The sequence below is a fragment of the Silanimonas sp. genome (assembly GCF_027530345.1).
In the GTDB taxonomy this organism is placed as follows: domain Bacteria; phylum Pseudomonadota; class Gammaproteobacteria; order Xanthomonadales; family Xanthomonadaceae; genus Silanimonas.
Window position 1 is genome coordinate 309,625 of the sequence record NZ_JAPZQK010000006.1, and the last position, 23,513, is coordinate 333,137.

25 protein-coding genes and 1 pseudogene are annotated in these 23,513 nt (G+C 69.7%); all 26 read left to right on the forward strand.

Features of this window, described 5'->3' with window-relative positions; translation table 11 throughout:
• The first annotated feature begins 177 nt into the window (after positions 1 to 177).
• The 26 genes and pseudogenes from O9255_RS04375 (at position 178) to O9255_RS04500 (ending at position 23,481) form a co-directional block, all read left to right on the forward strand.
• Positions 178 to 717: a flagellar basal body-associated FliL family protein gene (locus O9255_RS04375; RefSeq protein ID WP_297865617.1), complete on the forward strand. Its 540-nt coding sequence runs from the start codon at positions 178 to 180 to the stop codon at positions 715 to 717.
• A 9-nt stretch (positions 718 to 726) separates the two neighbouring features.
• Complete coding sequence (gene fliM, locus O9255_RS04380) at positions 727 to 1,713, forward strand: flagellar motor switch protein FliM (protein WP_297865618.1); 987 nt, start codon at positions 727 to 729, stop codon at positions 1,711 to 1,713.
• A gap of 106 nt (positions 1,714 to 1,819) precedes the next feature.
• A pseudogene (gene fliN, locus O9255_RS04385) lies at positions 1,820 to 2,074 on the forward strand (flagellar motor switch protein FliN); the annotation flags it as partial.
• Between the two features lie 9 nt (positions 2,075 to 2,083).
• Complete coding sequence (gene fliO / locus O9255_RS04390) at positions 2,084 to 2,488, forward strand: flagellar biosynthetic protein FliO (protein WP_297865619.1); 405 nt, start codon at positions 2,084 to 2,086, stop codon at positions 2,486 to 2,488.
• Between the two features lie 40 nt (positions 2,489 to 2,528).
• Complete coding sequence (gene fliP, locus O9255_RS04395) at positions 2,529 to 3,344, forward strand: flagellar type III secretion system pore protein FliP (RefSeq protein WP_297865620.1); 816 nt, start codon at positions 2,529 to 2,531, stop codon at positions 3,342 to 3,344.
• Between the two features lies 1 nt (position 3,345).
• A complete protein-coding gene (locus tag O9255_RS04400; RefSeq protein ID WP_297865621.1) occupies positions 3,346 to 3,615 on the forward strand; it encodes a flagellar biosynthetic protein FliQ in 270 nt (89 codons plus the stop codon).
• Positions 3,615 to 4,415, forward strand: coding sequence for a flagellar biosynthetic protein FliR (gene fliR, locus O9255_RS04405; RefSeq protein ID WP_297865622.1), 801 nt, complete (start codon positions 3,615 to 3,617; stop codon positions 4,413 to 4,415). Before O9255_RS04400 ends, fliR begins: the two co-directional genes overlap by 1 nt.
• Before the next feature lie 4 nt (positions 4,416 to 4,419).
• On the forward strand, positions 4,420 to 5,541 hold the full coding sequence (flhB, locus tag O9255_RS04410) for a flagellar biosynthesis protein FlhB (protein WP_297865623.1): 1,122 nt from the start codon (positions 4,420 to 4,422) through the stop codon (positions 5,539 to 5,541).
• Positions 5,542 to 5,630: 89 nt separating this feature from the next.
• The gene (locus tag O9255_RS04415) at positions 5,631 to 6,680 is read left to right on the forward strand and encodes a potassium channel family protein (protein ID WP_297865624.1); all 1,050 of its coding nucleotides are present in this window, start codon (positions 5,631 to 5,633) and stop codon (positions 6,678 to 6,680) included.
• A 50-nt stretch (positions 6,681 to 6,730) separates the two neighbouring features.
• Positions 6,731 to 7,144 (forward strand): DUF350 domain-containing protein, encoded by a 414-nt coding sequence (locus tag O9255_RS04420; RefSeq protein WP_297865625.1) that lies wholly within the window; start codon positions 6,731 to 6,733, stop codon positions 7,142 to 7,144.
• Between the two features lie 10 nt (positions 7,145 to 7,154).
• Complete coding sequence (locus O9255_RS04425) at positions 7,155 to 7,658, forward strand: DUF1190 domain-containing protein (protein WP_297865626.1); 504 nt, start codon at positions 7,155 to 7,157, stop codon at positions 7,656 to 7,658.
• Positions 7,658 to 8,830, forward strand: a complete 1,173-nt coding sequence (locus tag O9255_RS04430) for a glutathionylspermidine synthase family protein (protein ID WP_297865627.1) — start codon at positions 7,658 to 7,660, stop codon at positions 8,828 to 8,830. Before O9255_RS04425 ends, O9255_RS04430 begins: the two co-directional genes overlap by 1 nt.
• A gap of 176 nt (positions 8,831 to 9,006) precedes the next feature.
• Complete coding sequence (gene flhA, locus O9255_RS04435) at positions 9,007 to 11,094, forward strand: flagellar biosynthesis protein FlhA (protein ID WP_297865628.1); 2,088 nt, start codon at positions 9,007 to 9,009, stop codon at positions 11,092 to 11,094.
• A 47-nt stretch (positions 11,095 to 11,141) separates the two neighbouring features.
• Positions 11,142 to 12,680, forward strand: coding sequence for a flagellar biosynthesis protein FlhF (gene flhF / locus O9255_RS04440; protein WP_297865629.1), 1,539 nt, complete (start codon positions 11,142 to 11,144; stop codon positions 12,678 to 12,680).
• Positions 12,670 to 13,509 carry a MinD/ParA family protein gene (locus O9255_RS04445; RefSeq protein ID WP_345781358.1) on the forward strand — a complete coding sequence of 280 codons (840 nt, stop codon included), beginning with the start codon at positions 12,670 to 12,672 and terminating at the stop codon, positions 13,507 to 13,509. The genes flhF and O9255_RS04445 overlap by 11 nt, the downstream gene beginning before the upstream one ends.
• Positions 13,506 to 14,258: an RNA polymerase sigma factor FliA gene (locus O9255_RS04450; RefSeq protein ID WP_297865630.1), complete on the forward strand. Its 753-nt coding sequence runs from the start codon at positions 13,506 to 13,508 to the stop codon at positions 14,256 to 14,258. The genes O9255_RS04445 and O9255_RS04450 overlap by 4 nt, the downstream gene beginning before the upstream one ends.
• 94 nt (positions 14,259 to 14,352) lie before the next feature.
• Positions 14,353 to 14,745 carry a chemotaxis response regulator CheY gene (gene cheY / locus O9255_RS04455; protein WP_297865631.1) on the forward strand — a complete coding sequence of 131 codons (393 nt, stop codon included), beginning with the start codon at positions 14,353 to 14,355 and terminating at the stop codon, positions 14,743 to 14,745.
• Positions 14,742 to 15,359, forward strand: a complete 618-nt coding sequence (locus O9255_RS04460) for a protein phosphatase CheZ (RefSeq protein WP_297865632.1) — start codon at positions 14,742 to 14,744, stop codon at positions 15,357 to 15,359. The genes cheY and O9255_RS04460 overlap by 4 nt, the downstream gene beginning before the upstream one ends.
• A gap of 12 nt (positions 15,360 to 15,371) precedes the next feature.
• The gene (locus O9255_RS04465; RefSeq protein WP_297865633.1) at positions 15,372 to 17,024 is read left to right on the forward strand and encodes a chemotaxis protein CheA; all 1,653 of its coding nucleotides are present in this window, start codon (positions 15,372 to 15,374) and stop codon (positions 17,022 to 17,024) included.
• 3 nt (positions 17,025 to 17,027) lie between these two features.
• Positions 17,028 to 17,768 carry a flagellar motor protein gene (locus O9255_RS04470; RefSeq protein WP_297865634.1) on the forward strand — a complete coding sequence of 247 codons (741 nt, stop codon included), beginning with the start codon at positions 17,028 to 17,030 and terminating at the stop codon, positions 17,766 to 17,768.
• Between the two features lie 10 nt (positions 17,769 to 17,778).
• Positions 17,779 to 18,738 (forward strand): flagellar motor protein MotD, encoded by a 960-nt coding sequence (gene motD / locus O9255_RS04475; protein WP_297865635.1) that lies wholly within the window; start codon positions 17,779 to 17,781, stop codon positions 18,736 to 18,738.
• A complete protein-coding gene (locus O9255_RS04480; protein ID WP_297865636.1) occupies positions 18,738 to 19,523 on the forward strand; it encodes a ParA family protein in 786 nt (261 codons plus the stop codon). Before motD ends, O9255_RS04480 begins: the two co-directional genes overlap by 1 nt.
• Positions 19,520 to 20,629: a chemotaxis protein CheW gene (locus O9255_RS04485; RefSeq protein ID WP_297865637.1), complete on the forward strand. Its 1,110-nt coding sequence runs from the start codon at positions 19,520 to 19,522 to the stop codon at positions 20,627 to 20,629. The genes O9255_RS04480 and O9255_RS04485 overlap by 4 nt, the downstream gene beginning before the upstream one ends.
• Before the next feature lie 71 nt (positions 20,630 to 20,700).
• Positions 20,701 to 20,970, forward strand: a complete 270-nt coding sequence (locus O9255_RS04490) for an STAS domain-containing protein (protein ID WP_297865638.1) — start codon at positions 20,701 to 20,703, stop codon at positions 20,968 to 20,970.
• 28 nt (positions 20,971 to 20,998) lie between these two features.
• The gene (locus tag O9255_RS04495; RefSeq protein ID WP_297865639.1) at positions 20,999 to 21,364 is read left to right on the forward strand and encodes a response regulator; all 366 of its coding nucleotides are present in this window, start codon (positions 20,999 to 21,001) and stop codon (positions 21,362 to 21,364) included.
• A gap of 65 nt (positions 21,365 to 21,429) precedes the next feature.
• Positions 21,430 to 23,481: a chemotaxis protein CheA gene (locus tag O9255_RS04500; protein WP_297865640.1), complete on the forward strand. Its 2,052-nt coding sequence runs from the start codon at positions 21,430 to 21,432 to the stop codon at positions 23,479 to 23,481.
• Positions 23,482 to 23,513 lie beyond the last annotated feature (32 nt).

Here is a 23,513-nt window from a genome sequence, read left to right on the forward strand (position 1 = left end):
AATCCCCCCGACGAAGAGTCAGGAATACTCAAAACGCGCCGATTGAACGACGAACGGTTTCAGCGCCTACTAGCCGCGAACCGGCCCGGAGGCCGCCGGTGGCGGGTTTCCGGCAGGTCCGGTCCCCCGCCGCGGCACGGGTCTTGCACTCCCCACCACGACCGCAAGGACCCACCCATGGCCGACAAAAAGCCCGCTCCCGCCGCCGCACCCGCCGACGCCGCCGCCAAACCCAAGGTGCCGCTCGTGCCGATCATCGGCGCCGCGCTCGGTTCGGCCGTCCTGGTGGCCGGCATCATGTTCTTCATGATGCCCAAGCCGGCGCACGCCCCGGCCGAGGGCGACGAGGCCGCGGAGGGTGCCGAGGCGGAGGAAGGCGAGGATGGCGCGCCGAAGGCCGAGACCCGCTACATCGAGGTCAAGGACCCGCTGGTGGTCAACCTCACGGGCGGCAGCGCCAAGTACCTGCAGGTGCAGATCCAGCTCGCCACCAAGAGCGAGGAGGGCCAGAAGGCCATCGAGACGCACCTGCCGGCGATCCGCAGTGGCTTGCTGGTGATGTTCCGCCAGCTCACCAACGAGGAGCTGTCCCAGCCCGACATCATGGTGACCCTGCAGGAGAAGGCCCTGGGCGAGACCAACAAGGTGCTGGAAGCCGAGACCGGCAAGAAGGACACCGTCACCGCCCTGCTGTTCACCAGCTTCGTCACCCAGTAAACGACGGCCATGAGCGACCTGCTTTCCCAGGATGAGATCGACGCCCTGCTCCACGGCGTCGACTCGGGCGCGGTCGAGACCGAGACCGATGTCGATCCCGGCGTGGCGCGGTCCTTCGACTTCGCCACCCAGGACCGCATCGTCCGTGGGCGCATGCCCACCCTGGAGATGGTCAACGAGCGCTTCGCGCGCATGTGGCGCGTTGGCCTGTTCAACCTGCTGCGCCGCTCCGCCGACCTCTCGGTGCGCGGCGTCGAGCTGATGAAGTTCGCCGACTACCTGCACACGCTGTACGTGCCGACGAACCTCAACCTGATCAAGATGAAGCCGCTGCGCGGCACCGGCCTCATCGTCTTCGAGCCGACGCTGGTGTTCGCGGTGCTCGACAACTTCTTCGGTGGCGCCGGCCGCTTCCCCGCGAAGATCGAAGGCCGCGAGTTCACGCCGACCGAGATGCGCGTCATCCAGCTGATGCTGAAGCAGGCCTTCACCGACCTCACGGAAGCCTGGGCGCCGGTGATGAACTTCGAGTTCGAATACACGAGCTCGGAAGTGAACCCGCATTTCGCCAGCATCGTCAGCCCCCGCGAATACGTGGTGGTGAGCAAGTTCCACGTCGAGCTGGAGGGTGGCGGCGGCGAGATGCACGTGACGCTGCCCTACGGGATGCTCGAGCCGATCCGCGAACTGCTGGACGCGGGAATCGCCTCCGACCGTTCCGAGAAGGACGAGAACTTCCCGATCCAGCTGCGCGAGGGCGTGAACCTCGCCGAGCTCGACGTGGCCGGCGTGCTGGCCACCAAGCGCCTCAGCGTGCGCCAGCTCGTCGCGCTGAAGGTCGGCGACGTCCTGCCGATCGACGTGCCCGCGAAGACGCCGCTGCATGTCGAAGGCCTGCCGCTGTTCGAAGGCGATTTCGGCCTGCACAAAGGCAAGAACGCCGTGAAGATCACCCGCATCACGCCCATGGCCGGCACCAAGCCGCGGGCGAACTGAGGACCACCCCATGAGCACCGAAAAAGACGCCGCCGACCTCGCCATGTGGGGCGACCTCGCGCCAAGCCCGGCCCCGGCCGCCAGCAGTGGCGCCACGGGTGACGCGAACCTCGACCTGATCCTCGACGTGCAGGTGACGCTGTCGCTCGAAGTGGGTCGCGCACGCATCCCGATCCGCAACCTGCTGCAGCTCAACCAGGGCTCGGTGGTGGAACTGGAACGGGTCGCCGGCGAACCGCTCGACGTCTACGTCAACGGCACGCTGGTCGCGCAGGGCGAAGTCGTGGTGGTGAACGAGCGCTTCGGCGTGCGGCTGACGGAAGTCGTCAGCCCCAGCGAACGCATCAAGCGCCTGCGCTGAAGCCACGCCATGAGCGAGCCCACCTCCCTGTTGCTGGCGGCCACGGCCGCCGCACCCGCCGCCGCCAAGACCGTGCAGGTCGGGCAGGCCGTGCCGCAGACCGCCGGCCTCGGCGGTGCGTTGATGGCGCTGGTCCTCGTGGTCGGCCTGATCCTGTTCCTCGCCTGGGTGCTGAAAAAGCTGCCGGGCGCCGGGCTCAAGTCGATGTCCGGCCTGCGTACCGTGGCCAGCCTCGCCGTGGGGCCGCGCGAGCGCGTCGTCATCGTCGACTGCGGCGGCCAACAGCTGCTGCTCGGTGTCACCCAGCACAGCGTCAACCTGCTGCACACCCTGCCCGAGCCCCTGCTCGACGCGCCGACTCAGGCCGGCTTCGCCGAATTGCTGGCGCGGCTGAAGGCGCGCGACTCCGCGTAATCCGGCACGCGGCTTGCACGTCACCGGGCATCCCCGCCGGATGCCCGTCGTGCCCACGCTATCCACCGTCCTCCGCTACGCCTTCCTCGCCCTGACGCTGCTGCCGGCGCTGGGCTTCGCCACGCCGACCGGCCCGCAGCCCACCGGCCTGCCCGAGGTGACCGTCGCCAACGTCGGCGGCGAGAACGTCTCGGTCTCGCTGGCCGTGCTGCTGTCGATGACGGCCATCACCCTGCTGCCGAGCCTGCTGCTGGCCTGCACCGCGTTCACGCGGATCATCGTGGTGATGGCCCTGCTGCGCATGGCGCTCGGCACCGGGCAGACGCCCTCCAACCAGATCATGGTGGGGCTGGCGCTCTTCATCACGATGATGGTGATGATGCCGGTGGCCGACCAGGCCTGGACCGCGGGCTTGAAGCCCTACCTCGACGGCACCTTGCCCTTCGACGCCGCGTGGACCGCGACCTCCGAACCCTTCCGCGCCTTCATGCTGGCGCAGATCCGCGAAACCGACCTGCTCACCTTCGCCAACCTCTCCGGGCACACGCAGGGCTTCGCCTCGCCGGAAGAGATCCCGTTCGGCGTGCTGGTGGCGTCCTTCATCACCTCGGAGTTGAAGACGGCCTTCGAGATTGGCTTCCTGATCTTCATTCCCTTCGTGGTGATCGACCTCGTCGTCGCCAGCGTGCTGATGTCGATGGGCATGATGATGATGTCGCCGATGCTGGTCTCCGCGCCGTTCAAGATCCTGCTCTTCGTGCTGGTCGACGGCTGGGTGCTGGTGGTCGGCACGCTGGCGGGCAGCTTCAACCCGGCCGTGGTGAGCACGGCAGCGACCGCGGTGGGAGCGGGCTGACATGACGCCGGAAACCGCCATCACCGAACTCCGCGCCGGCCTCGAGCTCGCCCTGCTGGTCGGCGGCCCGCTGCTGGTCGTCGTGCTGGGCGTCGGCGTCACCGTCGGCCTCGTGCAGGCGGCCACGCAGATCAACGAGCCGACCGTCGCCTTCATCGCCAAGGCGGTGGCGCTGGCCGTCGCGCTGGCGGCGATGGGCAGCCTCCTGCTCGGCAAGCTCGTCGACTACACGATCGCGCTGTTCCAGCGCATCCCCGCGCTGGTGGGCTGATGGCCGCCGCGGGCAGCATCCCCGGCATCGTGCTCGACGGCGGCGACATGTTCGCCGTCATCAACGCGACGTTGTGGACCAGCCTGCGCGTCGGCGGCCTGCTGATGGTGGCGCCGCTGTTCGGTACGCGCACGGTGCCGCGCCGCGTGAAGGCCATGCTGGCGATGGCGCTCGCCTTCGCGATGGCGCCGCTGGCCGGGCCGCCGCCGCCGCTGCCGGGCGTCGATCCCCTTACCGTGCTTACCGCCGCCCGCGAAGTGCTGATCGGCGTGGGCATGGGCTTCGTGCTGCGGCTGGCCTTCGAAGCTGGCGCGCTGGCCGGCGAGTTCGTCGCGCAGGGCACCGGCCTGTCGTTCGCCGTGATGGCGGACCCGCTGCGCGGCACCAACGCGGGTGTGGTCGGGCAGTGGTTCTACCTGTGCTTCGCGCTGATCTTCCTCAGCATGAACGGGCATCTGATGATCGTGGAGCTGCTCGCCGATTCGTGGAGGGCGGTGCCGCTGCAGTCGAACTGGGCGCCGACACCGGAGGCGCTGCGCGCCATCGCCGACTTCGGCGGGCAGATGTTCCTCGTCGGCATCCAGATCGCGTTGCCCGTCGTGCTGGCGATGCTGGTCATCAACCTCGCCTTCGGCGTGATGAGCCGTGCCGCGCCCTCGCTCAACCCGATCCAGCTCGGCCTGCCGGCCTCGGTGCTGGTCGGCCTGCTGCTGATGGGCACGCTCACCGGGCAATTGCTGGGACCGCTGCGCGCGAATCTCGAAGCGGCCTTCGAACTCTCCACCGGCTGGTTGGGCTAGGGCCATGGCGGAAAACGAGAACGGCCAGGAGAAAACCGAAGAGCCGACCCCAAAACGGCTCAAGGACTCGCGCGAGAAAGGCGACAGCCCGCGATCACCGGAACTCGCCACCGCGGCGGTATTCGTTGGCGCCTTGCTCGCCTTGTTGGCCTTCGGTGGCTGGATGGCCGGGCATGCGATGGCGTGGATGGGCAACCAGCTCCGCCACGCCGGCGAGGGCCGGGGGCTGGGTGCGGATCTGGTCAACCGAGCTGGCCTGTCGATCGGCGAGCTGATGCTGGCGGTCGGGCCGCTGATCGTCACTTGCCTGCTGTGCGCCTTCGTCGCGCCGGCGGTGATGGGCTTCAACTTCAGCACCGAAGCGCTGACGCCGAACGCCGAGCGCCTGTCGCCGATCGCGGGCCTGAAGCGCATCTTCGGCACGCAGGGCCTCGGCGAGCTGGTGAAGTCGCTGCTGCGCATCGCCATCCTTGGTGCCATCGGCACGGTCTACTACCTGTCCTACGAGGACCGCCTGCTGCAGCTTTCGCAATTGCCCGTGGCGACGGCTGCGGCCCAGGGTTTCGACCTGATCCTTGGCCTGCTGATCGCGATGGGCCTGGGCCTCGTCCTCCTCGCCGTCGCCGACGTGCCTTGGCAGCTTTGGAGCTGGAAGCGCCGGCTGAAGATGACGCGGCAGGAGCTGCTCGAGGAGATGAAAGAGATGGAGGGCCGCCCCGAGGTGAAGGGGCATATCCGCCGCATGCAGCAGCAGCTCGCCAGCGGCCGGATGATGGAGGCCGTGCCCACCGCCGACGTGGTGGTGGTGAACCCCACGCACTACGCCGTCGCGCTGAAGTACGACCCGAAGAAGGCGCAGGCACCCATCGTCGTGGCCAAGGGCCTGGACGAAGTCGCGCTGAACATCCGCAAGGTCGCGAGTGCGCACAAGGTTGCCATCGTCGAGGCGCCGCCGCTGGCCCGCGTGCTGCATGCGCAGGCCGAGCTCGACAGGGAGATCCCGGTGAAGCTCTACCAGGCGGTGGCGCAGGTGTTGAGCTACGTCTACCAGCTCAAGGTGTGGACGCCGAAGCGCGGGGCGTACCCGACGCTGCCGGATTTCGGGGCGCTGGAGCGCGAGCCCTGATCGTCCTGCGCCGCCCGTGCAAAGGAGTGGCCGAGCCGCACGCCTTCCGCTAAGGTGCGCCGTCCCCCGCACCGCCCCCCGTCGATCCCGTGCTGTTGCTGCGCGCCCTACGTATTGCAAGGAAGCATCTGGCCACCGTCAGCTGGACGGCGCTGGCGGTCCTGATCGCCCTGCATTTCGCCAGCGCATGGGCCCTGATGGTCCTGTCCGGCGAGGAGCGCCTGGTCGAGCCGGTGGTGTGGGCCTACTTCTACGCGACGGTGGCGCTGACGGTCGGTTTCGGCGACTTCAGCCCGCAGACCGATGCCGGCCGGATGGTCGCGGCGTTCTACCTGATGCCCGGCGCCGTGGCGCTGCTGGCGTCCATGATCGGAAAGACCACGGCCGTGCTCGCCGGCCTGTGGCAGCGCGGCCTGCACGGCAAAAGGAACTATCGCGACATGGAGCACCACACCATCCTCGTCGGCTGGAACGGCCGGGAATCGCACCGCATCGTCGACCTCCTCCGCCACGAGGAGCAGGGCCGCGGGGAGATCGTCATCATCGACGTCGACCTTGAAGCGAACCCCCGGCCCGACGAGGCGCGCTTCGTGAAGCTGGCCACGCTGGCGGATCCGACCGGCTACGTCCGCGCTGGCGTTCGCGCGGCGCGTCGAGTGATCATCGACGCCGCGACGGACGAGCAGACCCTGGCGGCGGCGATGGCGGTCCGCGCGCTCGGTGGCGACGCCCACGTCGTGGCGCAGTTCGACCGCGCCGAGTCGGCGACCCTGCTCAAGCGCCACCATCCGGAAGTCGAGTGCACGACGCCGGTGCAGGCCGAGCTCATCGTCCGCGCTTCGCACGACCTCGGCGCCTCCAGCGTCGCAATGGAGATGCTCTCGTTGGCTGATGGCCCGACGCAGTATTCGCTGGTGCTGCCCCTCGACACCGGCAGTCGCCGGTACGGTGACTACCTGGTCCTGCTGCGTCGCCAGCATCGCGCCACGCTGTTGGGCTACGCCCTTCGGGAAGCCCCTCTGAAGGCCATCCTCAACGCCGACGACGACACCCGCGTGCCGGCCGGCGCCACCCTGTTCTACCTCGCCAGCCGCCGCATCAAGGCGGCGGACATGCCGCTTGCGTCGGCGATGGCCTGAGTCGCCCCGCGTTTCCCCGTACCGCCCGTTCCGCATCGACAGGAGTCCCCGTGATCGCTTCGCTTACCGCCTACCTGCAGGGCCTGCCGGCCTTCCTCGCCTACTTCGGCACCTCGGTCGGGATGACCGTGTTGTTCGTGGTGGTCTATGTGCGCTTGACCCCCCACCGCGAGTTCGCGCTGATCAAGGCCAACAACGTCGCGGCTTCGCTGGCCCTCGGTGGCGCGGTCCTCGGGTTCATCCTTCCGCTGGCTTCGGCGATGGCGAATTCGGTGAGCCTCGTCGACTTCATGCTCTGGGGGCTCGTCGCCTTCGTCGTGCAGGCGGTCGCCCACCTAGCGAAGCGCCTCGTCATCGCCGACCTGCCGGCGCGCATTGCCGCGGGCGAAACCGCGGCGGGCGTGTTCGCCGGCGTCGTGTCGCTCGGCGTGGGCGTGCTCAACGCCGCTTCGATGACCTGGTGAGGGCGCCGCCATGAAGCGCAGCAAGACCCTGCGGCTGGCCCTGCTGGCCGCATCGCCCGTGGCCCTGACCGCCTGCGGACCCGACTACATCGATCCGCCGCCGCAGCCCGGCAGCCTCGAATACGCCTCGGTGCAGGCGTGCTACGAGGCCAACGACATGAGCGATGCGCAGTGCGACCAGGCCTACACCCAGGCCCGCGGCATGGCGCCTGGCTACGCCTCCGAGGAGGACTGCGAGCGCCTCTACGGGGACGAGGCCTGTGAGGACTTCGACGGCTGGAAGTACCGCTACATCCCGAAGACGACGGCCTTCGCGACGCCCTACGGCTACGGCACCTCCCGGGTTTCGCCCTACGGCAGCATCCGCCCGATCTATGGCCAGGGCCTGCAGGGTTTCGATACGAAGGGCCGCCGCGTGGTGCAGGTCGACCCGCCGCGCCAGGCCGTGCCACGCGCGTCGCGCGGTGGCTTCGGCACAAGCGGATCGAGCCGCGGCGGCGGCTGGGGCGGCTGATGCGTCGGCGCCCGCTGGTCCCGCGGGCCCATTGGGAGGCGCAGGCGGCGCAGCACGGCTTCGCCTTCCATACCCTCGACGGCGCACCCTACTGGGACGAGCGCGCCTGCTACCTGTTCACCCTCGCGCAGGTGGAGCGCGACATCGAGGACGTCACGCAGGAGCTGCACGCGATGGCGCTTGATCTCGTCGACGCGGTCTGCGCGAGCGAGGCGCTGATGGTGAGGCTCGCCGTGCCGTCCGACTACCGCGACTGGATCGAGCGGTCGTGGCACCGCCGCGATCCGCACCTGTACGGCCGCATGGACCTCGCCTATGACGGCCGCGGCCCGGCGAAGCTCTACGAGTTCAACTACGACACGCCGACGGCGCTGTACGAGGCGGCCTACTTCCAGTGGTTGTGGTTGGAAGACCGGATCGCCGACGGCACCCTGCCGGCCGGCGCGGACCAGTACAACGGCTTGCAGGAAGCGATCGTCGAGGCTTTCGGCGCGATGGCCCGCGAGCGACGGCTGCGCCTGCCGCTGCATTTTGCCGCGCACGACGGCCACGCCGAGGACGGCGGCACGGTCGACTACCTGCGCGACTGTGCGCACCAGGCGGGGCTGGAGACGCACCGCCTCGCTGTCGAAGCCATCGGCCTTGGCGACGACGGCCGCACCTTCGCCGACGAGAGCGGCCACGCCATCCGCAGCCTGTTCAAGCTCTACCCCTACGAATTCATGTTCGAGGATGCCTTCGGGCCCGCGCTGCGCTTCGATGCGATGCAGCTCATCGAACCGCCGTGGAAGGCCCTGCTCTCGAACAAGGCCGCCTTGGCCTTGCTGTGGGAGCGCCATCCGGGCCACCCGAACCTGCTCGAGTGCCACATCGACGAGGCCCCTTCGGCCCCGCTGCCCGCCGGCTGGGTCCGCAAGCCCTTCTTCTCGCGCGAGGGGGCGAACATCGCCGCGACCCTCCCCGACGGCGAAGCGATCGTGACGCCGGGTCCCTACGCCGACGGCCCCCAAGTGCGGCAGGCCTGGCACCCGCTGCCGCGTTTCGATGCCGGCTGGCCTCTGATCGGCAGCTGGGTCATTGGCGATCGCGCCTGTGGCATGGGCCTCCGTGAAGACGACGGACCGATCACGATGAACACCTCGCGTTTCGTGCCGCACGCGATCGTGGGGTGAGCGTCGCCTTTCGGCGGCGTATTCGAGCGCGAGTAGTCGCCGGCGCGCCGATGGCGACGGCATGCCGCGTCCTCAAGGCGGCCCATCGGCACGCGTGGCAGGCGCCGGCTTAGGCGGGTGATCCCCCGGCACACGTCTTGCACGTCTCGCCCGACCCCACGCCCACGCGAGACCCGATGGCCGCCGTGATGACTCCCTTCGACCGCACCCGCCAGCTGATCCAGCAGGGAGCGGCCGTGCCGCTGGTGCTGATCGGGGTGCTGGCGATGATCGTCGTGCCGCTGCCGCCGCTGGCGCTGGACGTGCTGTTCACGCTGAACATCGCCGCTTCGCTGGTGGTGCTGCTGGCGGTGATCTACGTGAAGCGGCCGCTGGAGTTCTCGATCTTTCCCACCGTGCTGCTGCTGGTCACCCTGATGCGCCTCGCGCTGAACGTGGCCTCCACCCGCGTGGTGCTGTTGCACGGCCACGAGGGCCATGATGCCGCCGGCCAGGTGATCGCCAGCTTCGGCCAGTTCGTCATCGGCGGCAGCTTCGCCGTCGGCATCATCGTCTTCGCCATCCTGACGATCATCAACTTCATCGTCATCACCAAGGGCTCGACGCGCGTTTCCGAAGTGGCGGCGCGATTCACCCTCGATGCCTTGCCCGGCAAGCAGATGGCGATCGACGCCGACTTGAACGCCGGCATCCTCACTCGCGAAGAGGCCAAGCTCCGCCGCGAGGAAGTGCGTGAGGAAGCGGACTTCTACGGCTCGATGGACGGCGCCGGCAAGTTCATCCGTGGCGACGCCATCGCCGGCATCCTGATCCTCTTCATCAACATCATCGGCGGCTTCGCCATCGGCGTGATGCAGCATGGGCTCTCGGCGGGCGATGCCGCCGAGATCTACATCCTGCTCGCCATCGGCGACGGCCTCGTCGCCCAGCTGCCGGCCCTGCTGGTCTCCACGGCCGTGGCCGTGATCGTGACGCGCGTCTCGCGCTCGCAGGACATGGGCAACGCGATGTTCGGCCAGGTGTTCGGCCAGTACCGCGCGCTGGCGGTGACCGCCTCGATCATCGGCCTGGTCGGCCTCGTGCCGGGCATGCCCAACGTCGCCTTTTTGACGTTCGCGGCGGGCCTCGGTTACCTCGCCTGGATGCTCTACCAGCGCGAACAGGCGGAACAGGCGCGGGTGGCGGATGTGGAAGCCCGCAAGCTGATGGCCACGCAGACGCCGGGCGGCGCGCCGGCCGAGCTCAGCTGGGACGAAGTGCGTCCGATCGATGCGCTGGGGCTCGAGGTCGGCTTCCGGCTCATCCCGCTGGTCGACAAGGCGCAGGGCGGCGACCTGATGGCGCGCATCAAGGCCATCCGCCGCAAGCAGACGCAGGACCTCGGCTTCCTCGTGCCGGCGGTGCACATCCGCGACAACCTCGACCTGCCGCCCAACCAGTACCGCGTGGTGATCCACGGCGTGCCGGTGGCCAGCGGCGAGGTCTACCCGGACCGCGACATGGCCTTGAACCCCGGGCAGGTCTTCGGCGAGCTGCAGGGCATCGCCGGCCGCGATCCGGCCTTCGGGCTGGATTCGGTATGGATCCAGCCGGCGCAGCGCGCGCAGGCCGAGTCGTTGGGCTACACGGTGGTCGACCCGGCCACCGTCATCGCCACGCATCTCTCCCACCTTGTGCGCGAGCACGCCAGCGAGCTGCTCGGCCACGAGGAAGCGCAGGCGCTCCTCGACACCCTTAAGAAGGCGGCCCCGAAGCTGGTGGAGGACCTCACGCCCAAGACCCTGCCGCTGGCCGTCGTGGTGCGTGTGCTGCAGAACCTGCTGGCCGAGAAGGTGCCGGTGCGGCAGATCCGGCAGATCGCCGAGGCCCTGATCGAGCACGGCGCCATCACGTCCGATCCCGCGGCGCTGACCGCCGCGGTGCGGAACGCGCTGGGCCGCTTCATCGTGCAGGAGATCAACGGCATGAACCCCGAGCTGCCGGTCTACACGCTGGCGCCACCTCTGGAACGCATCTTGCAGGACTCGGTGAACGGGAACACCGCAGCACTCGAACCGAACCTGGCCGAGCGCCTGCACCAGAGCCTCGCCGACTGCGTGCAGCGGCAGGACGCCCGCGGCGAACCCTCGGTGCTGCTGGTGCCGGGCGGGGTGCGCGGGGTGCTCTCGCGGATGTTCCGGCACGGGGTGCCGTCGTTGCAGGTGCTGGCCTACAGCGAGATCCCCGAAGACAAACGGCTGAAGCTGGTCGGTTCGATCGGTTGAGGCCTCGAAACAACGGTTGCGGTTAGCAGGATTCGGAGAGAGCCACCATGAAGATCAAGCGCTTCGTTGCCCCGGACATGAGGACGGTGCTGCGCATGGTCCGCGAGGAGCAGGGGGCCGACGCGGTCATCCTCTCGAACCGCCCGGTGCCGGGCGGCATCGAGGTGGTGGCCGCCACCGATTACGACGAACAGCTGGCGCAGGACGCGCTGAAGTCGCTGCTGCCGCAGAAGCCCGCCACCGCGCTCGACCAGGCGCGCGACGCCGACATCGGCCTGCCGGCGCAGTTGGCTGGGGCCCTTCGCTCCGCCGTGCGGCCGCCGGTGGTGGACGAGCGCCCGGCCTTGATCCCCGAAGCGCTGGTCAAGGCCATCGCCGCCAAGTCGGCCGCACCCGCCGCCGCCCCGGCGCCGAGCGCCGGCAAGCGCGCCGATTTCTCCGCCTTCCTCGCCGAGGCCAAGGAACGCATCGCCCGTTCGACGTCGTCCGAGATGCCGGCGCCCGAGGTCGCCCGTCCCGCTCCAGCTCCGGCGCCGCGTGCACCCGCCGCCGCCTTCATGGACCCCGAGCCCACCGTCGCCCCGACGGCGGCCGCGCTCGATGCCCAGGCCCGCGCCACCCACCGCGAAGCCGAGGCCGTCGCCCGTCGTTCGGCGCCGCGCGCCGTGCGCATCTCGCCCTGGGACGAGGATCCGAGCCTGCTTCAGGTCCGCGCCGAGCTCGTCGAGATGCGCGAGATGATGGAGCGCGAGATGCAGCGCATGACCGGCGAGCGCCTGCGCGGCAGCCCGGCGCGCGCCTTCGCCCTCGATGCCCTGGCCAGCTACGGCTGCGAGGACGCGCTGGCCCGCGAGGTCGCCGCCAAGATCCCCGCCGAGGCCGACCCGGCCCGCGCCCGCGGCCTGATGCTGGGCCAACTGGCCCACCTGCTGCCGGTCGCGACCTTCGATCCGCTGCGCACGCCCGGCGTGGTGGCGCTGGTCGGCCCGACCGGCGCCGGCAAGACCACGACGCTGGCCAAGCTGGCCGCCCGCTATGCGGCCGAGCACGGCCCGCGCGACGTCGCCCTGATCACCACCGACACCCAGCGCCCCGGCGGCCGCGAGCAGCTGCACGCCTACGGCCGGCAGTTCGGCCTCACCGTGGTCGAAGCCGGCAGCGAGGAGGCCCTGCACGAGGCCCTGCACCGCCTGCGCGACTACCCGCTGGTGCTGGTCGACACGGCCGGCCACGGCCAGCGCGACCGCGCCATGGTTGGGCAGCTGAACTGGTTGCGTCACGCCGGCAAGGTGCGGACGATGCTGGTCATGCCCGCGAACGCCCATAGCGCCGACCTGGATGAAGTCATCCGTCGCTTCGGATTCGTCGCGCCCGAGGCCGCCATCCTCACCAAGCTCGACGAAACCGGCCGCCTCGGCGCCGCGCTCTCGGTGCTGGTGCGCCACCAACTGCCGCTGGCCTACACCACCGACGGCCAGAACGTGCCCGACGACCTCAGCACCGCCGAGGCCAGCCGCCTCGTGCTGAAGCTGGAAGAGCTGCGCCGCGCTGGCGACCGTCCGGCGGAGGACGCCGATGCCGCCTGAGGCCGCGCCGGCTCCGGTCCGTGTCCTCACCGTCGCCTCCGGCAAGGGCGGCGTGGGCAAGACCAATGTCTCGGTGAACCTCGCCACGGCGTTGGCTGCGCTCGGCGAGCGGGTGATGCTGCTCGACGCCGATTTCGGCCTCGCCAATGTCGACGTGCTGCTCGGCCTGACGCCGAAACAGACCCTCGCCGATGTCGTCGCCGGCCGCGCCACGCTGGCCGAGGTGATCCTGCCGGGGCCGCGCGGGCTGCAGATCGTGCCGTCGTCTTCCGGCAAGCGGCACATGGCGGAAATGACGCCACAGCAGCACGCCGGCATCGTGCAGGCCGTCAGCACCTACGAGGGCCCGCTCGACACCCTCATCGTCGATACCGCCGCCGGCATCAACGACGCCGTTCTGACCTTCTGCCAGGCCGCCCAGGAAGTGCTGGTGGTGGTCTGCGACGAGCCCGCGTCGATCACCGACGCCTACGCGCTGGTGAAGGTGCTGTGTCGCGAGCGCGGCATCCAGCGCGTGCACGTGATCGCCAACATGGTTCGCAGCCCGGTCGAGGGCCGGGCCCTGTACGACAAGCTGGCCCGGGTGGTCGAGAAGTTCCTGCCCGAGGCCTCGCTGGCCTACCTTGGCGCCATCCCGCAGGACGACGCCCTGCGCCGCGCCGTGCAGAAGCAGAAGCCGGTCGTCGAGGCCTTCCCCTCGGCCCAGGCCTCGGCCGCTTTCCGCGAGCTCGCCACCCGCATCCACCGCTGGGCCCGTGCCACCACGCCGCGAGGACATATCGAGTTCTTCGTCGAGCGTATGCTGGAGGCCGGAGGTGCCCGCGCATGATTGCTCCCGCCGCCCAGTACCGAGCCGTGCAGCGCAGCGCCTCCGTCGAGGTGGTCGAGCGGCATGCCGACCTCGTGCGGCGCATCGCCCACCATCTCGCCGCCCGCCTGCCGGCCAGCGTCGAGGTCGATGACCTCGTCCAGGCCGGGATGCTCGGCCTGATCGAGGCCGCCCGGAACTTCGACAGCGACCAGGGCGCCAGCTTCGAGACCTACGCCTCGATCCGCATCCGCGGCGCGATGATCGACGAGATCCGCAAGGGCGACTGGACCCCGCGCTCGGTGCACCGCCGCAGCCGCGAGGCCGCCGAGGCCACCCGGCAGATCGAACAGACCACCGGCCGCGCCGCCACCGGCGCCGAAATCGCCCAGGCCCTGGGCCTCGCCCCGGAGGAGTACGCCCGCCTGCTCGAGGACGCCGTCTCCGGCCAGGTCCTCAGCCTCGATTCCCACATCGACGACCACGGCGAGCCGAACGTCGCCGCCGGGGCGACCTATTCCCCGGAGCGGCGCCTCCAGGCCGCCGAGTTCCGCCACGCCCTGGCCGCGGCCATCGGCCAGCTGCCCGAACGCGAACAGCTCGTGCTCTCCCTGTATTACGAGCAGGAGATGAACCTCCGCGAGGTCGGCGCCGTGCTCGGCGTCTCGGAATCGCGGGTCTGCCAGATCCACGGCCAGGCCATGCTGCGCCTGCGCAGCCGTTTAGGAGAGTTCGGTTCTGCCGATAACGACACGGAGGACGTCGGCTAGCCCGGACTACACTCGCCCGGCCGACGGCTGGGCGACCCCTGCGAAGGGGCGCTCCACCGCACCGATTCCGCACCCTTCCATCCGAGGCACTGCTGTGAACAAGAACATGCGCATCCTGGTCGTGGACGACTTCTCGACGATGCGACGCATCGTCAAGAACCTGCTCGCCGACCTGGGCTTCACCAACACCGCCGAGGCCGAAGACGGCGGCGCGGCCTACACCATCCTCAAGCAGGGCGGTTTCGACTTCGTCGTGACCGACTGGAACATGCCCGGCACCACCGGCATCGAGCTGCTGAAGCTGATCCGCGCCGACGAGAAGCTGAAGACCCTGCCGGTGCTGATGGTCACGGCCGAATCGAAGCGCGAGCAGATCATCGAGGCCGCGCAGGCCGGGGTGAACGGCTACATCATCAAGCCCTTCACCGCGGCGACGCTGAAGGAGAAGCTCGACAAGATCTTCGAACGCCTGGGCAGCGCCGCATGACCAACCCGGCGCGCAACGCGGAAATCACCGCCCACCTGCGCGCCGCGTTGGCCGCGATCAGCGACGCCGACGACGCCAGCCTGAAAGCCGAACTGGGCGCCATCGTCCAGTGGCAGGAGCAGCCCCTGATGCAGGGGCTCGCCAAGCTGAGCCAGAGCCTGGGCGAAGCGCTCGGCGAAATTCCCGCCGTCGACGCCGCGGTGGGCGAACTGCCCGATGCCTGCGCCCGCCTCGACCACGTCGTAGCGATGACCGAGCAGGCCACCAACCGCACCCTCGACCTCGTCGAGGACTCGCAGAAACTGATGGAGAAGCTGCTGGTCCCCAGCGCCGACCACGAGGCCCTGCTGCGCGAGCTGCGCAGCAACCTCTCGGAAATGGCGCTGGCCCAGAGCTACCAGGACCTCACCGGCCAGATCATCAAGAAGGTGGCCGGGATCGTCCGTGGCGTGCACGACCAGCTCACCGCGATGGGCCTGCCGCCCACCGGCCCCGGCGCGCGCCGCAAGGACGACGACCCGCTGGCCGGTTCTGGCCCGGCGATTGCAGGGGTGGACAAGCCGCCGACATCGCAGAGCGATGCCGACGACCTGTTGTCCGACCTCGGCCTCTAAGGGAGTGCTTCCATGTCCGCCGTTTCGCCCGACATTGCCGCCGATTTCCTCGTCGAAGCCGGCGAGATCCTCGAGCGCCTCGGCGAACAGCTCGTGCAGCTCGAGCAGGCCGCCGACGACAAAGGCCTGCTGAACGCGGTCTTCCGCGGCTTCCACACCATCAAGGGCGGTGCCGGCTTCCTCGGCCTGGTGCCGATGGTCGAGCTCTGCCACGCGCTCGAAGACGCCTTCGACAAGGCCCGCGAGGGCAAGATCCTGCTCGACGACGACGCCTTCGACTACGCCCAGCGCTGCCACGACACGCTGTCCGTGCAGATGGCCGCGCTCGGCGCCGGCCAGCCACTCGAGCCCGCCGACCCCGACCTGATCGCCGCGATCAAGGCCTGGGCCTCCGGCCAGACCACCACGAAGCCGGCCAAGGGCGCGGCAGCCAAGGCCGCGCCCAAGCCCGGCGCCAAGCCGGCCGGCCCGGCCAAGACCGGCGGCGACACCGAACAGACCGTCCGCGTCGACACCAAGCGCCTCGACGCCATCGTCAACCTCACCGGCGAACTCGTTCTCGCGCGAAACCGCCTCAAGGTGCTGCGCGACAAGCTCAAGGACGAGGACCTGCATCGCGCGGTCACCGCCCTCGACCACGCCACCGCGCGCCTGCAGGGCTCGGTGATGCGCACCCGCATGCAGCCGGTCAGCCGCGTGTTCCAGCGCTTCCCGAAGATGGCCCGCGACGTCGCCCGCCAGCTCGACAAGCAGGTGGAGCTGACGCTCGAAGGCGCCGAGACCGAACTCGACCGCAACCTCGTCGAAGCGCTGGCCGATCCGCTGGTGCACCTCGTCCGCAACGCCATCGACCACGGCGTCGAGCGGCCGGCCGTCCGCGAAGCCGCGGGCAAGAACCCGATGGGCCAGGTGTTCCTCTCCGCGCGCCAGGAAGGCGACGCGGTCGCCATCGAGATCCGCGACGACGGTGGCGGCATGGACCCGGAGAAGCTCCGCGCCAAGGCCGTCGAGAAAGGCCTGCTGACGCCCGAGGCCGCGGCCCGCCTCGGCGCCGAGGAGTGCTTCCAGCTCATCTTCATGCCGGGCTTCTCCACCAAGGTGGAAGTCACCGACATCTCCGGCCGCGGCGTCGGCATGGACGTGGTGCAGAGCAAGATCCGCGAGCTCTCCGGCCAGATCCAGATCCAATCCGAGCTCGGCCAGGGCTCGCGCTTCACCATCAAGGTGCCGCTGACACTGGCCATCCTGCCGACGCTGCTGGTGCGCGTGGCCGACACCTCCTACGCGCTGCCGCTGGGCCGCGTGGTCGAGGTGCTGCCGATGCCGCAGCGCAAGCCCGACTATGTCGATGGCCAGCCGGTGCTCGACCTGCGTTCCAACACCCTGCCGCTGGTCTGGCTGCGCGCCTGGCTGCGCGTGCCGCCCTGCGAGAACGGCGAGGTCATCGTCGTGCTGCAGACCGGCGACTTCCGCTACGGCCTCGTCGTCGACCAGGTGCGCGGTCGCGAGGAGGTCGTCATCAAGGCCCTGCCGAAGCGCGTGCGTGGCCTGCTGGGCTATGCCGGCGCCACCCTGATCGGCGACGGCTCGCTCGCCCTGATCCTTGACGTCGACGGCATCCAGCGCAGCGTCAGCAGCGGGAACAACCGGCTCAAGCGGGCCTGATCGATGGACATCCTCAGCATCGCCGGCCTCGTCCTGGCGCTCATCGCCATCATCGGCGGGAGCATCGCCAAGGGCGCGGGGCTGTCGGCGCTGTGGAACTTCGCCGCCTTCCTCATCGTCATCGTCGGCACGCTCGGCGCGGTGCTGCTGCAAAGCGGCCTGCCCACTTTCAAGCGCGCCATGAAGATCGCGCGCTGGATCGTCCAGCCGCCGCCGGACAACCGCAAGAAGCTGATCGCCCAGATCGTCGACTGGGCCGGCACCGCCCGCAAGCAGGGCCTGCTGGGCCTCGAAGCGCAGGTCGCGCGGCAGCCCGACAAATACATCGCCAAGGGCCTGCAGATGCTCGTCGACGGCGTCGAGCCCGAGGGCATCCGCCATATGCTCGAGATCGAGATCGCCGCCGAGGAGCACGCCGACATGCAGGCCGCCAAGGTGTTCGAGGCCGCGGGCATCTATGCGCCGACGCTGGGCATCGTCGGCGCCGTGCTTGGCCTGATGGCGGTGATGAAGAACCTCGCCGACCCCTCCAAGCTTGGCGGCGGCATCGCCGCGGCGTTCACCGCGACGATTTACGGCATCGCCTCGGCGAACTGCCTGTTCCTGCCGGCGGCGAACAAGCTGAAGTCGATCATCCGCCACCGCGCCGGCGACCGCGAACTCGTGCTGGAAGGCATCGTCTCGATCGCCCACGGCGAGAACCCGCGCAACATCGAGGCCCGTCTCGGCGGATTCCTGCACTGACCCCCGTGCCATGGCCCGCCACGCCCGCCACGAGGAGCACGTCAACCACGAAGCCTGGGCCATCCCCTACGGCGACCTGGTCACCCTGCTGCTCGCGTTCTTCGTCGTGATGTACGCCATCTCGACCCTCAACGAAGGCAAGTACCGGGTGATGTCCGATTCGCTCAACGCGGCTTTCGACGGGGTGCCGCGCAGCATCGCGCCGATCCAGATCGGCCAGCCCACCGAAGCCTCCAGCATCGCGCCGCCCCAGCCCTTCGAGAACGATTCCGGCTCGCCCAGCGTCGTGAACCTCAGCGAGCGCGTGCGCGCCGACGCGGTGATCACCCCGATCGAGCTGATGCAGCTCGAGCAGCAGCAGGCACAGGCCGACATCCAGCTCGATGCCATCCAGCGCCAGGTCGAGCGCGCGCTCGGGCCGCTGATCATGTCCGACCAGGTCACCGTCACCCGCGAGGGCCTGTGGTTGGAAGTGAACATCCGCAGTGACGTGCTGTTCGCCAGCGGCTCGGCGGCGCTCTCCACCCCGGCCCGCGACGCCATCGACCAGCTCGCCACCGTGCTGCGCGAGCTGCCGAACGAGCTCCGCGTCGAAGGCCACACCGACAACCAGCCGATCGCCAGCGCACTGTTCCCCTCCAACTGGGAGCTGTCGGGCGCCCGCGCGGCCAGCGTCATCCGCCTGCTCGAGGGGCGCGGCGTCGATCCGCGGCGGATGGCGGCGATCGGCTTCGGCGACAAGCGGCCGGTCGCCGACAACGCCACGCCGGCCGGGCGCTCGACCAACCGCCGCGTGATGCTGGTGATCCTCGCCACGTCGCCGGGCACCACCAGCGACGCGGCGGCCAGGCCGCCGAATCAAGTTTCGCCGCCACCGGCCGTTGAAGGCGGTGCGGCCACGCCGACCGAGGCCGCGCGTCCGCCGGCCCCGGTGTCGGTGCCGCAGGCGCTTTCCGAGGATGTTCCCTGATGCAGGTGTGGGCGATCGCCAACCAGAAAGGCGGCGTGGGTAAGACCACGACGACGTTGCTGCTCGGACGGCTGCTGGCCGCCCGCGGGCAGCGCGTGCTGTTGGCTGATCTCGACCCGCACGCCTCGCTGACGCGCGCTTTCGGGATCCCCACTGAGCCGTCGCCGCCCGGCACGCTCGACCTGTTCGAATCGCCGCCGAAGGCCGTTGCTGAGGTGTCGCGCGCCACGCCCATCGCCAACCTGCGCTTGCTCCCGGCGCAAGCCGGCATGGCCACGCTGGAGCGCCGCTCGGCCACCGCGCCCGGCTTGGGCCTTGCCCTCGGCCAGGGCCTCGCCGCCGCGGCCGCCGACTACGACTACGCGCTTCTGGATTGCCCGCCGACCCTCGGCCTGCTGATGGTCAACGCGCTGGCCGCGGCCGACCAGCTGGTCGTGCCCACCCAGACCGAGCCGCTCGGTGTGCACGGCATGGAGGGCATGCTGAAGACGGCCACCATGATCGAACGCTCGCGCAAGCGCCCCTTGCCGGCGCGCATCCTGCCCACGCTGTTCGACCGCCGCACCCGCGCCTGCACCGAGACCCTCGACCTCCTGCGCGAGCAGCACCCCGACCGCACCTGGGTGCAGGCCGTGCCGCTCGACACCCGCCTTCGCGACGCCGCCGAGCTCACCCACGCCGAGCTGTCGCACGAGGTCACGCAGAGCCGCGGCTTCGATGCCTACCAGCGCGCCCTGGCGTGGCTCCTGCGCGAGGCGCCCCAGCCGCAGGAGCAGCCAGCATGAGCGGTGGCCTCGTCGATGACTATCTCTCCCAGCTTCTGGGTGCCGCCGCCGCCGGCACCATGGCCGGTGATCCCGCGCCCGTCGCACCCGCGCCTGCCGCGGCACCGGTGCCTGCGCCGCCCGAGCCCGTCGCGGCACCGCCGCCCGTTGCCGAAGTCCCCGCCTCCACGCCTGCCGTCGCCCCGGAGCCCGTCGTGACCGTGTCCACCCCGCCGCCGGCCAATCCCGACGAAATCAGCGAAGACGAGTTCGAAGCGCTGCTCGATGCCCTGCACGGCGACGCACCGCCCGGCGCCGCGGCGCCAGCGCCCGTCGCGTCGGCGCCCGCGCCCAAGGCACCGGCCAACCCCGACGAGATCAGCGAAGACGAGTTCGAAGCCCTGTTGGACGCGCTGCATGGGGGTGCCCCGCCCGGCGCGGTGACGCCGGCTCCAGCCCCGGCCGCGGCGACGCCCGCCAAGCCCGCCGCCGGCGGTGACGAGATCACCGAGGACGAATTCGAAGCCCTGCTCGACACGCTGCATGGCGGCAAGCCGCCGGGTGCCGTCGCCTCGGCCGCCAGCGTCGCCGTGGCGGCCGCCCGTGCCACGGCCGCGCCGGCCCCGCGCGCCGCGGAGGAGCCTGGCGAAGCCCAGGCCGGCAGCGACGAGGGCGACGATTGGCGGGGCCAGGAGCGTCGCGCCAGCCGGCGCAGCTCGCGCTGGCTGCGCATGCGCGTGCACGGCCAGGACTACGGCGTCGAGCTGCTGAAGGTCCAGGAGGTGCTGCTCCCGGTCGGCGTCCTGCCGATGCGCGACACCGATGCCGCCATCCTCGGGGTCATGAACCTTCGCGGCGTCGTCGTCCCGGTCCTCGACCTCGGGGTCTGGCTCGGGCTTGAAGAAGTGGAGGAATCCGCACAAACCCGCTATGTCGTGCTGGAGCAGAATGGCGACTGCCTCGCGCTCAAGGTCAGCGCCGTCCTGGACGTCCACGCCATCGCGGACGGCCAGGTCGAGCCGGCCGAGAACACCCTGGCCGCCCCGGGCAGCGCGATGCTGCGCGGTGTGACACGATTGAATTCACAACCTGTGATACTCCTCGACGCGGTGGGGCTGCTAGGCTGAACGCAACCTCGTCGCCCACCGCAACGAGGCGGGGGGTGTTCCATGGATCGTCCTGGACGTCGAGGGGAAGCATGCCGACCGTAGCGTTGAGTCCCGAATGGGGTATCGAAGCCAGCGAAGGCCTCAAGGCGGCTCTGGCCGCGCATCTCGACACCGCCGATGAGGTGGTGCTCGCCGCAGGCGAGGCCGGACGCGTTCACAGCGCCTCCATCCAGGTCCTTGCCGCTTTCGTCCGAACCCGTCGCCAATCCGGCCGCACGACGCGCATCGCGCCGTGTGCTGCCGCCGTGCGCGACGCCGCGGTTTCCCTTGGTCTGGCCGCCGAACTCGGCCTTTCCTGAACTCCATTGAATCAATGAGGACTGCCCCATGACTGCGCACATCCTGGTCGTCGACGACTCGGCTTCGATGCGACAAATGGTCGCCTTCACCCTGACGGGTGCCGGGTTCACCGTGACCGAGGCGGAGGACGGCGTCGTCGCGCTGGGCAAGGCCAAGGGGGCGAAGTTCAACGCGGTGGTGACCGACGTGAACATGCCGAACATGGACGGCATCACGCTCATCAAGCACCTGCGCGAACTGCCGGACTACAAGTTCACCCCGATGCTGATGCTCACCACCGAAGCCGGCGCCGACAAGAAGGCCGAGGGCAAGGCCGCCGGCGCCACGGGCTGGTTGGTGAAGCCGTTCAACCCCGACCAGCTGGTCGCGACGGTCAAGAAAGTGCTCGGCTGACAGCGCCGCCGGCGGTCCGTCGGCGCATTCCCCATGATTCGCGGTTGGCACTCCGGGATTCTTCGATGAGCAACGATCTCAAGCGATTCCACGCTACCTTCTTCGAGGAAAGCCGCGAAGGCCTCGAAGTCATGGAGGCTGGCCTGCTCGATCTCGAAGGTGGCCGCGGCAGTGCGGACACCATCAACGCCGTGTTCCGCGCGGCGCATTCGATCAAGGGCGGCTCGGCCACCTTCGGCTTCACCAAGGTCGCCGAACTCACGCACGTGCTGGAAACGCTGCTCGACGAGTTGCGCGCCGGCAAGCGCCCGCTGACCACCGACGCGATGGACGCGCTGCTCGCGTCCGTCGACGTGCTGCGCGGCCTGCTGAAGGCCGCCGAGCAGGGCGTGCCGCCGGCCGATGACGGCGCCGGCATCGTCGCCCAGCTCAATGGGGTGCTCACCGGCCGGGCGACGATCGCCGTCGGTGGTGGCGCCAAGCCCGCCGCTGCGGCGCCCAAGCCCAAGGCGCCCGACCAGTTCGTCATCGCCTTCGCACCGAAGCCCTCGATGTTCATGAGCGGCAACGACCCGCTACGGATCATCCGCGAGCTGGCCGAACTCGGCGGGATGAAGGTCGACTGCGATCTCTCCGCGCTGCCGGCTTTCGGCGATCTCGATCCGACCCAGAGCTACCTGAAGTGGACGCTCACTCTCCCGGGCTCGGCGCCGGAAGCGGTCATCCGCGACGCGTTCTCCTGGGTGGAAGACGAGTGCGATCTCTCGATCAACGGCGATCGTGGTGCCGCGCCCGCGCCGCCCGCCGCAGCAGAGCCGGCTCCCGCCGCCGCGCCCGCGCCTGTGGCTGTGGCTTTGGCTGCCGAGGCCCCGGCCGCTCCCGCTGCGGGCGCGATCCCGATCGCCGCGGCCGGTGGCGGCGCGCCGGCCGGCGGCGGTGCGAACGAGGACGCCTCGATCCGCGTGCAGGCCAGCAAGGTCGACATGCTGATCAACCTCGTCGGCGAGCTGGTGATCACGCAGGCCATGCTGAAGCAGGTGGGCACCGGCATCGAAGGGCCGCTGGCCGAGCGCCTGCTCGCCGGGCTGGAGACGCTGGAGCGCAACACCCGCGACCTTCAGGAGGCCGTCATCAGCGTGCGCATGCTGCCGGTCGATGCCGTGTTCAAGCGCTTCCCGCGCCTGGTCCGCGACCTCGCCGGGCGCCTTGGCAAGCAGGTGAACCTCAAGACCTTCGGTGAGAGCACCGAGCTCGACAAGGGCCTGATCGAGAAGATCAGCGACCCGATGGTGCACCTCGTCCGCAACGCCATCGACCATGGCCTCGAGACCACCGAGGACCGCATCAAGGCGGGCAAGGACCCGGTGGGCACCATCACGCTGGCGGCCTCCCACCAGGGCGGCAACATCATCATCGAGGTCAGCGACGACGGTAAGGGCCTCAACCGCGAGCGCATCCTGGCGAAGGCTCGCGAGAAGGGCATCCCGATCGCCGACAATCCCACCGATGCCGACGTCTGGAACCTGATCTTCGCGCCGGGCTTCTCCACGGCTGATGCCGTCACCGACCTCTCGGGTCGCGGCGTCGGCATGGACGTGGTGCGCCGGAACATCCAGAGCCTCGGCGGCGAGACCGTGCTCGAGAGCTTCACCGGCAAGGGCACCAAGGTCACGATCAAGCTGCCGCTCACTCTCGCCATCCTCGACGGCATGACCGTGGGCGTCGGCAACGAGGTGTTCGTGCTGCCACTGGGCTACGTCATCGAGTCGATGAAGCCGGCCGGCGAGAACGTCCGCACCGTCAACGCCGAAGGGCGGGTGCTGAAGGTGCGCGGCGAATACCTGCCGATGGTCCACCTCGGCAACCACTTCGGCATGGGTGGCGCCGACAAGCCCGAGATCACCGTCATCGTCGAAGGCGACGGCCAGAAGCTCGCGATCGAAGTCGATGCCCTCATCGGCCAGCAGCAGGTCGTGGTGAAGAGCCTCGAGACCAACTACCGCCGCATCGAAGGCATTTCCGGCGCGACGATCCTCGGCGACGGTCGCGTCGCCCTGATCCTCGACGTACCCGGCCTCGTGCGCGGCCGGGTGAATACCAGCAGCAAGGCGGCCTGAGTCGGAACCCTACGTAACTTCGGAATGTGTAC

Bases quoted from the DNA above. Each gene is read 5' to 3' on its own strand.
- flhA (WP_297865628.1), top strand. From the start codon at position 9,007: ATGGCCGCCGTGATGACTCCCTTCGACCGCACCCGCCAGCTGATCCAG.
- O9255_RS04480 (WP_297865636.1), top strand. From the start codon at position 18,738: ATGCAGGTGTGGGCGATCGCCAACCAGAAAGGCGGCGTGGGTAAGACC.
- fliP (WP_297865620.1), top strand. From the start codon at position 2,529: ATGCCCGTCGTGCCCACGCTATCCACCGTCCTCCGCTACGCCTTCCTC.
- flhF (WP_297865629.1), top strand. From the start codon at position 11,142: ATGAAGATCAAGCGCTTCGTTGCCCCGGACATGAGGACGGTGCTGCGC.
- fliO (WP_297865619.1), top strand. From the start codon at position 2,084: ATGAGCGAGCCCACCTCCCTGTTGCTGGCGGCCACGGCCGCCGCACCC.
- O9255_RS04460 (WP_297865632.1), top strand. From the start codon at position 14,742: ATGACCAACCCGGCGCGCAACGCGGAAATCACCGCCCACCTGCGCGCC.
- fliM (WP_297865618.1), top strand. From the start codon at position 727: ATGAGCGACCTGCTTTCCCAGGATGAGATCGACGCCCTGCTCCACGGC.
- O9255_RS04500 (WP_297865640.1), top strand. From the start codon at position 21,430: ATGAGCAACGATCTCAAGCGATTCCACGCTACCTTCTTCGAGGAAAGC.
- flhB (WP_297865623.1), top strand. From the start codon at position 4,420: ATGGCGGAAAACGAGAACGGCCAGGAGAAAACCGAAGAGCCGACCCCA.
- O9255_RS04465 (WP_297865633.1), top strand. From the start codon at position 15,372: ATGTCCGCCGTTTCGCCCGACATTGCCGCCGATTTCCTCGTCGAAGCC.
- O9255_RS04450 (WP_297865630.1), top strand. From the start codon at position 13,506: ATGATTGCTCCCGCCGCCCAGTACCGAGCCGTGCAGCGCAGCGCCTCC.
- O9255_RS04430 (WP_297865627.1), top strand. From the start codon at position 7,658: ATGCGTCGGCGCCCGCTGGTCCCGCGGGCCCATTGGGAGGCGCAGGCG.
- O9255_RS04470 (WP_297865634.1), top strand. From the start codon at position 17,028: ATGGACATCCTCAGCATCGCCGGCCTCGTCCTGGCGCTCATCGCCATC.
- fliR (WP_297865622.1), top strand. From the start codon at position 3,615: ATGGCCGCCGCGGGCAGCATCCCCGGCATCGTGCTCGACGGCGGCGAC.
- O9255_RS04400 (WP_297865621.1), top strand. From the start codon at position 3,346: ATGACGCCGGAAACCGCCATCACCGAACTCCGCGCCGGCCTCGAGCTC.
- O9255_RS04485 (WP_297865637.1), top strand. From the start codon at position 19,520: ATGAGCGGTGGCCTCGTCGATGACTATCTCTCCCAGCTTCTGGGTGCC.
- O9255_RS04495 (WP_297865639.1), top strand. From the start codon at position 20,999: ATGACTGCGCACATCCTGGTCGTCGACGACTCGGCTTCGATGCGACAA.
- O9255_RS04425 (WP_297865626.1), top strand. From the start codon at position 7,155: ATGAAGCGCAGCAAGACCCTGCGGCTGGCCCTGCTGGCCGCATCGCCC.
- O9255_RS04490 (WP_297865638.1), top strand. From the start codon at position 20,701: ATGCCGACCGTAGCGTTGAGTCCCGAATGGGGTATCGAAGCCAGCGAA.
- motD (WP_297865635.1), top strand. From the start codon at position 17,779: ATGGCCCGCCACGCCCGCCACGAGGAGCACGTCAACCACGAAGCCTGG.
- O9255_RS04375 (WP_297865617.1), top strand. From the start codon at position 178: ATGGCCGACAAAAAGCCCGCTCCCGCCGCCGCACCCGCCGACGCCGCC.
- O9255_RS04445 (WP_345781358.1), top strand. From the start codon at position 12,670: ATGCCGCCTGAGGCCGCGCCGGCTCCGGTCCGTGTCCTCACCGTCGCC.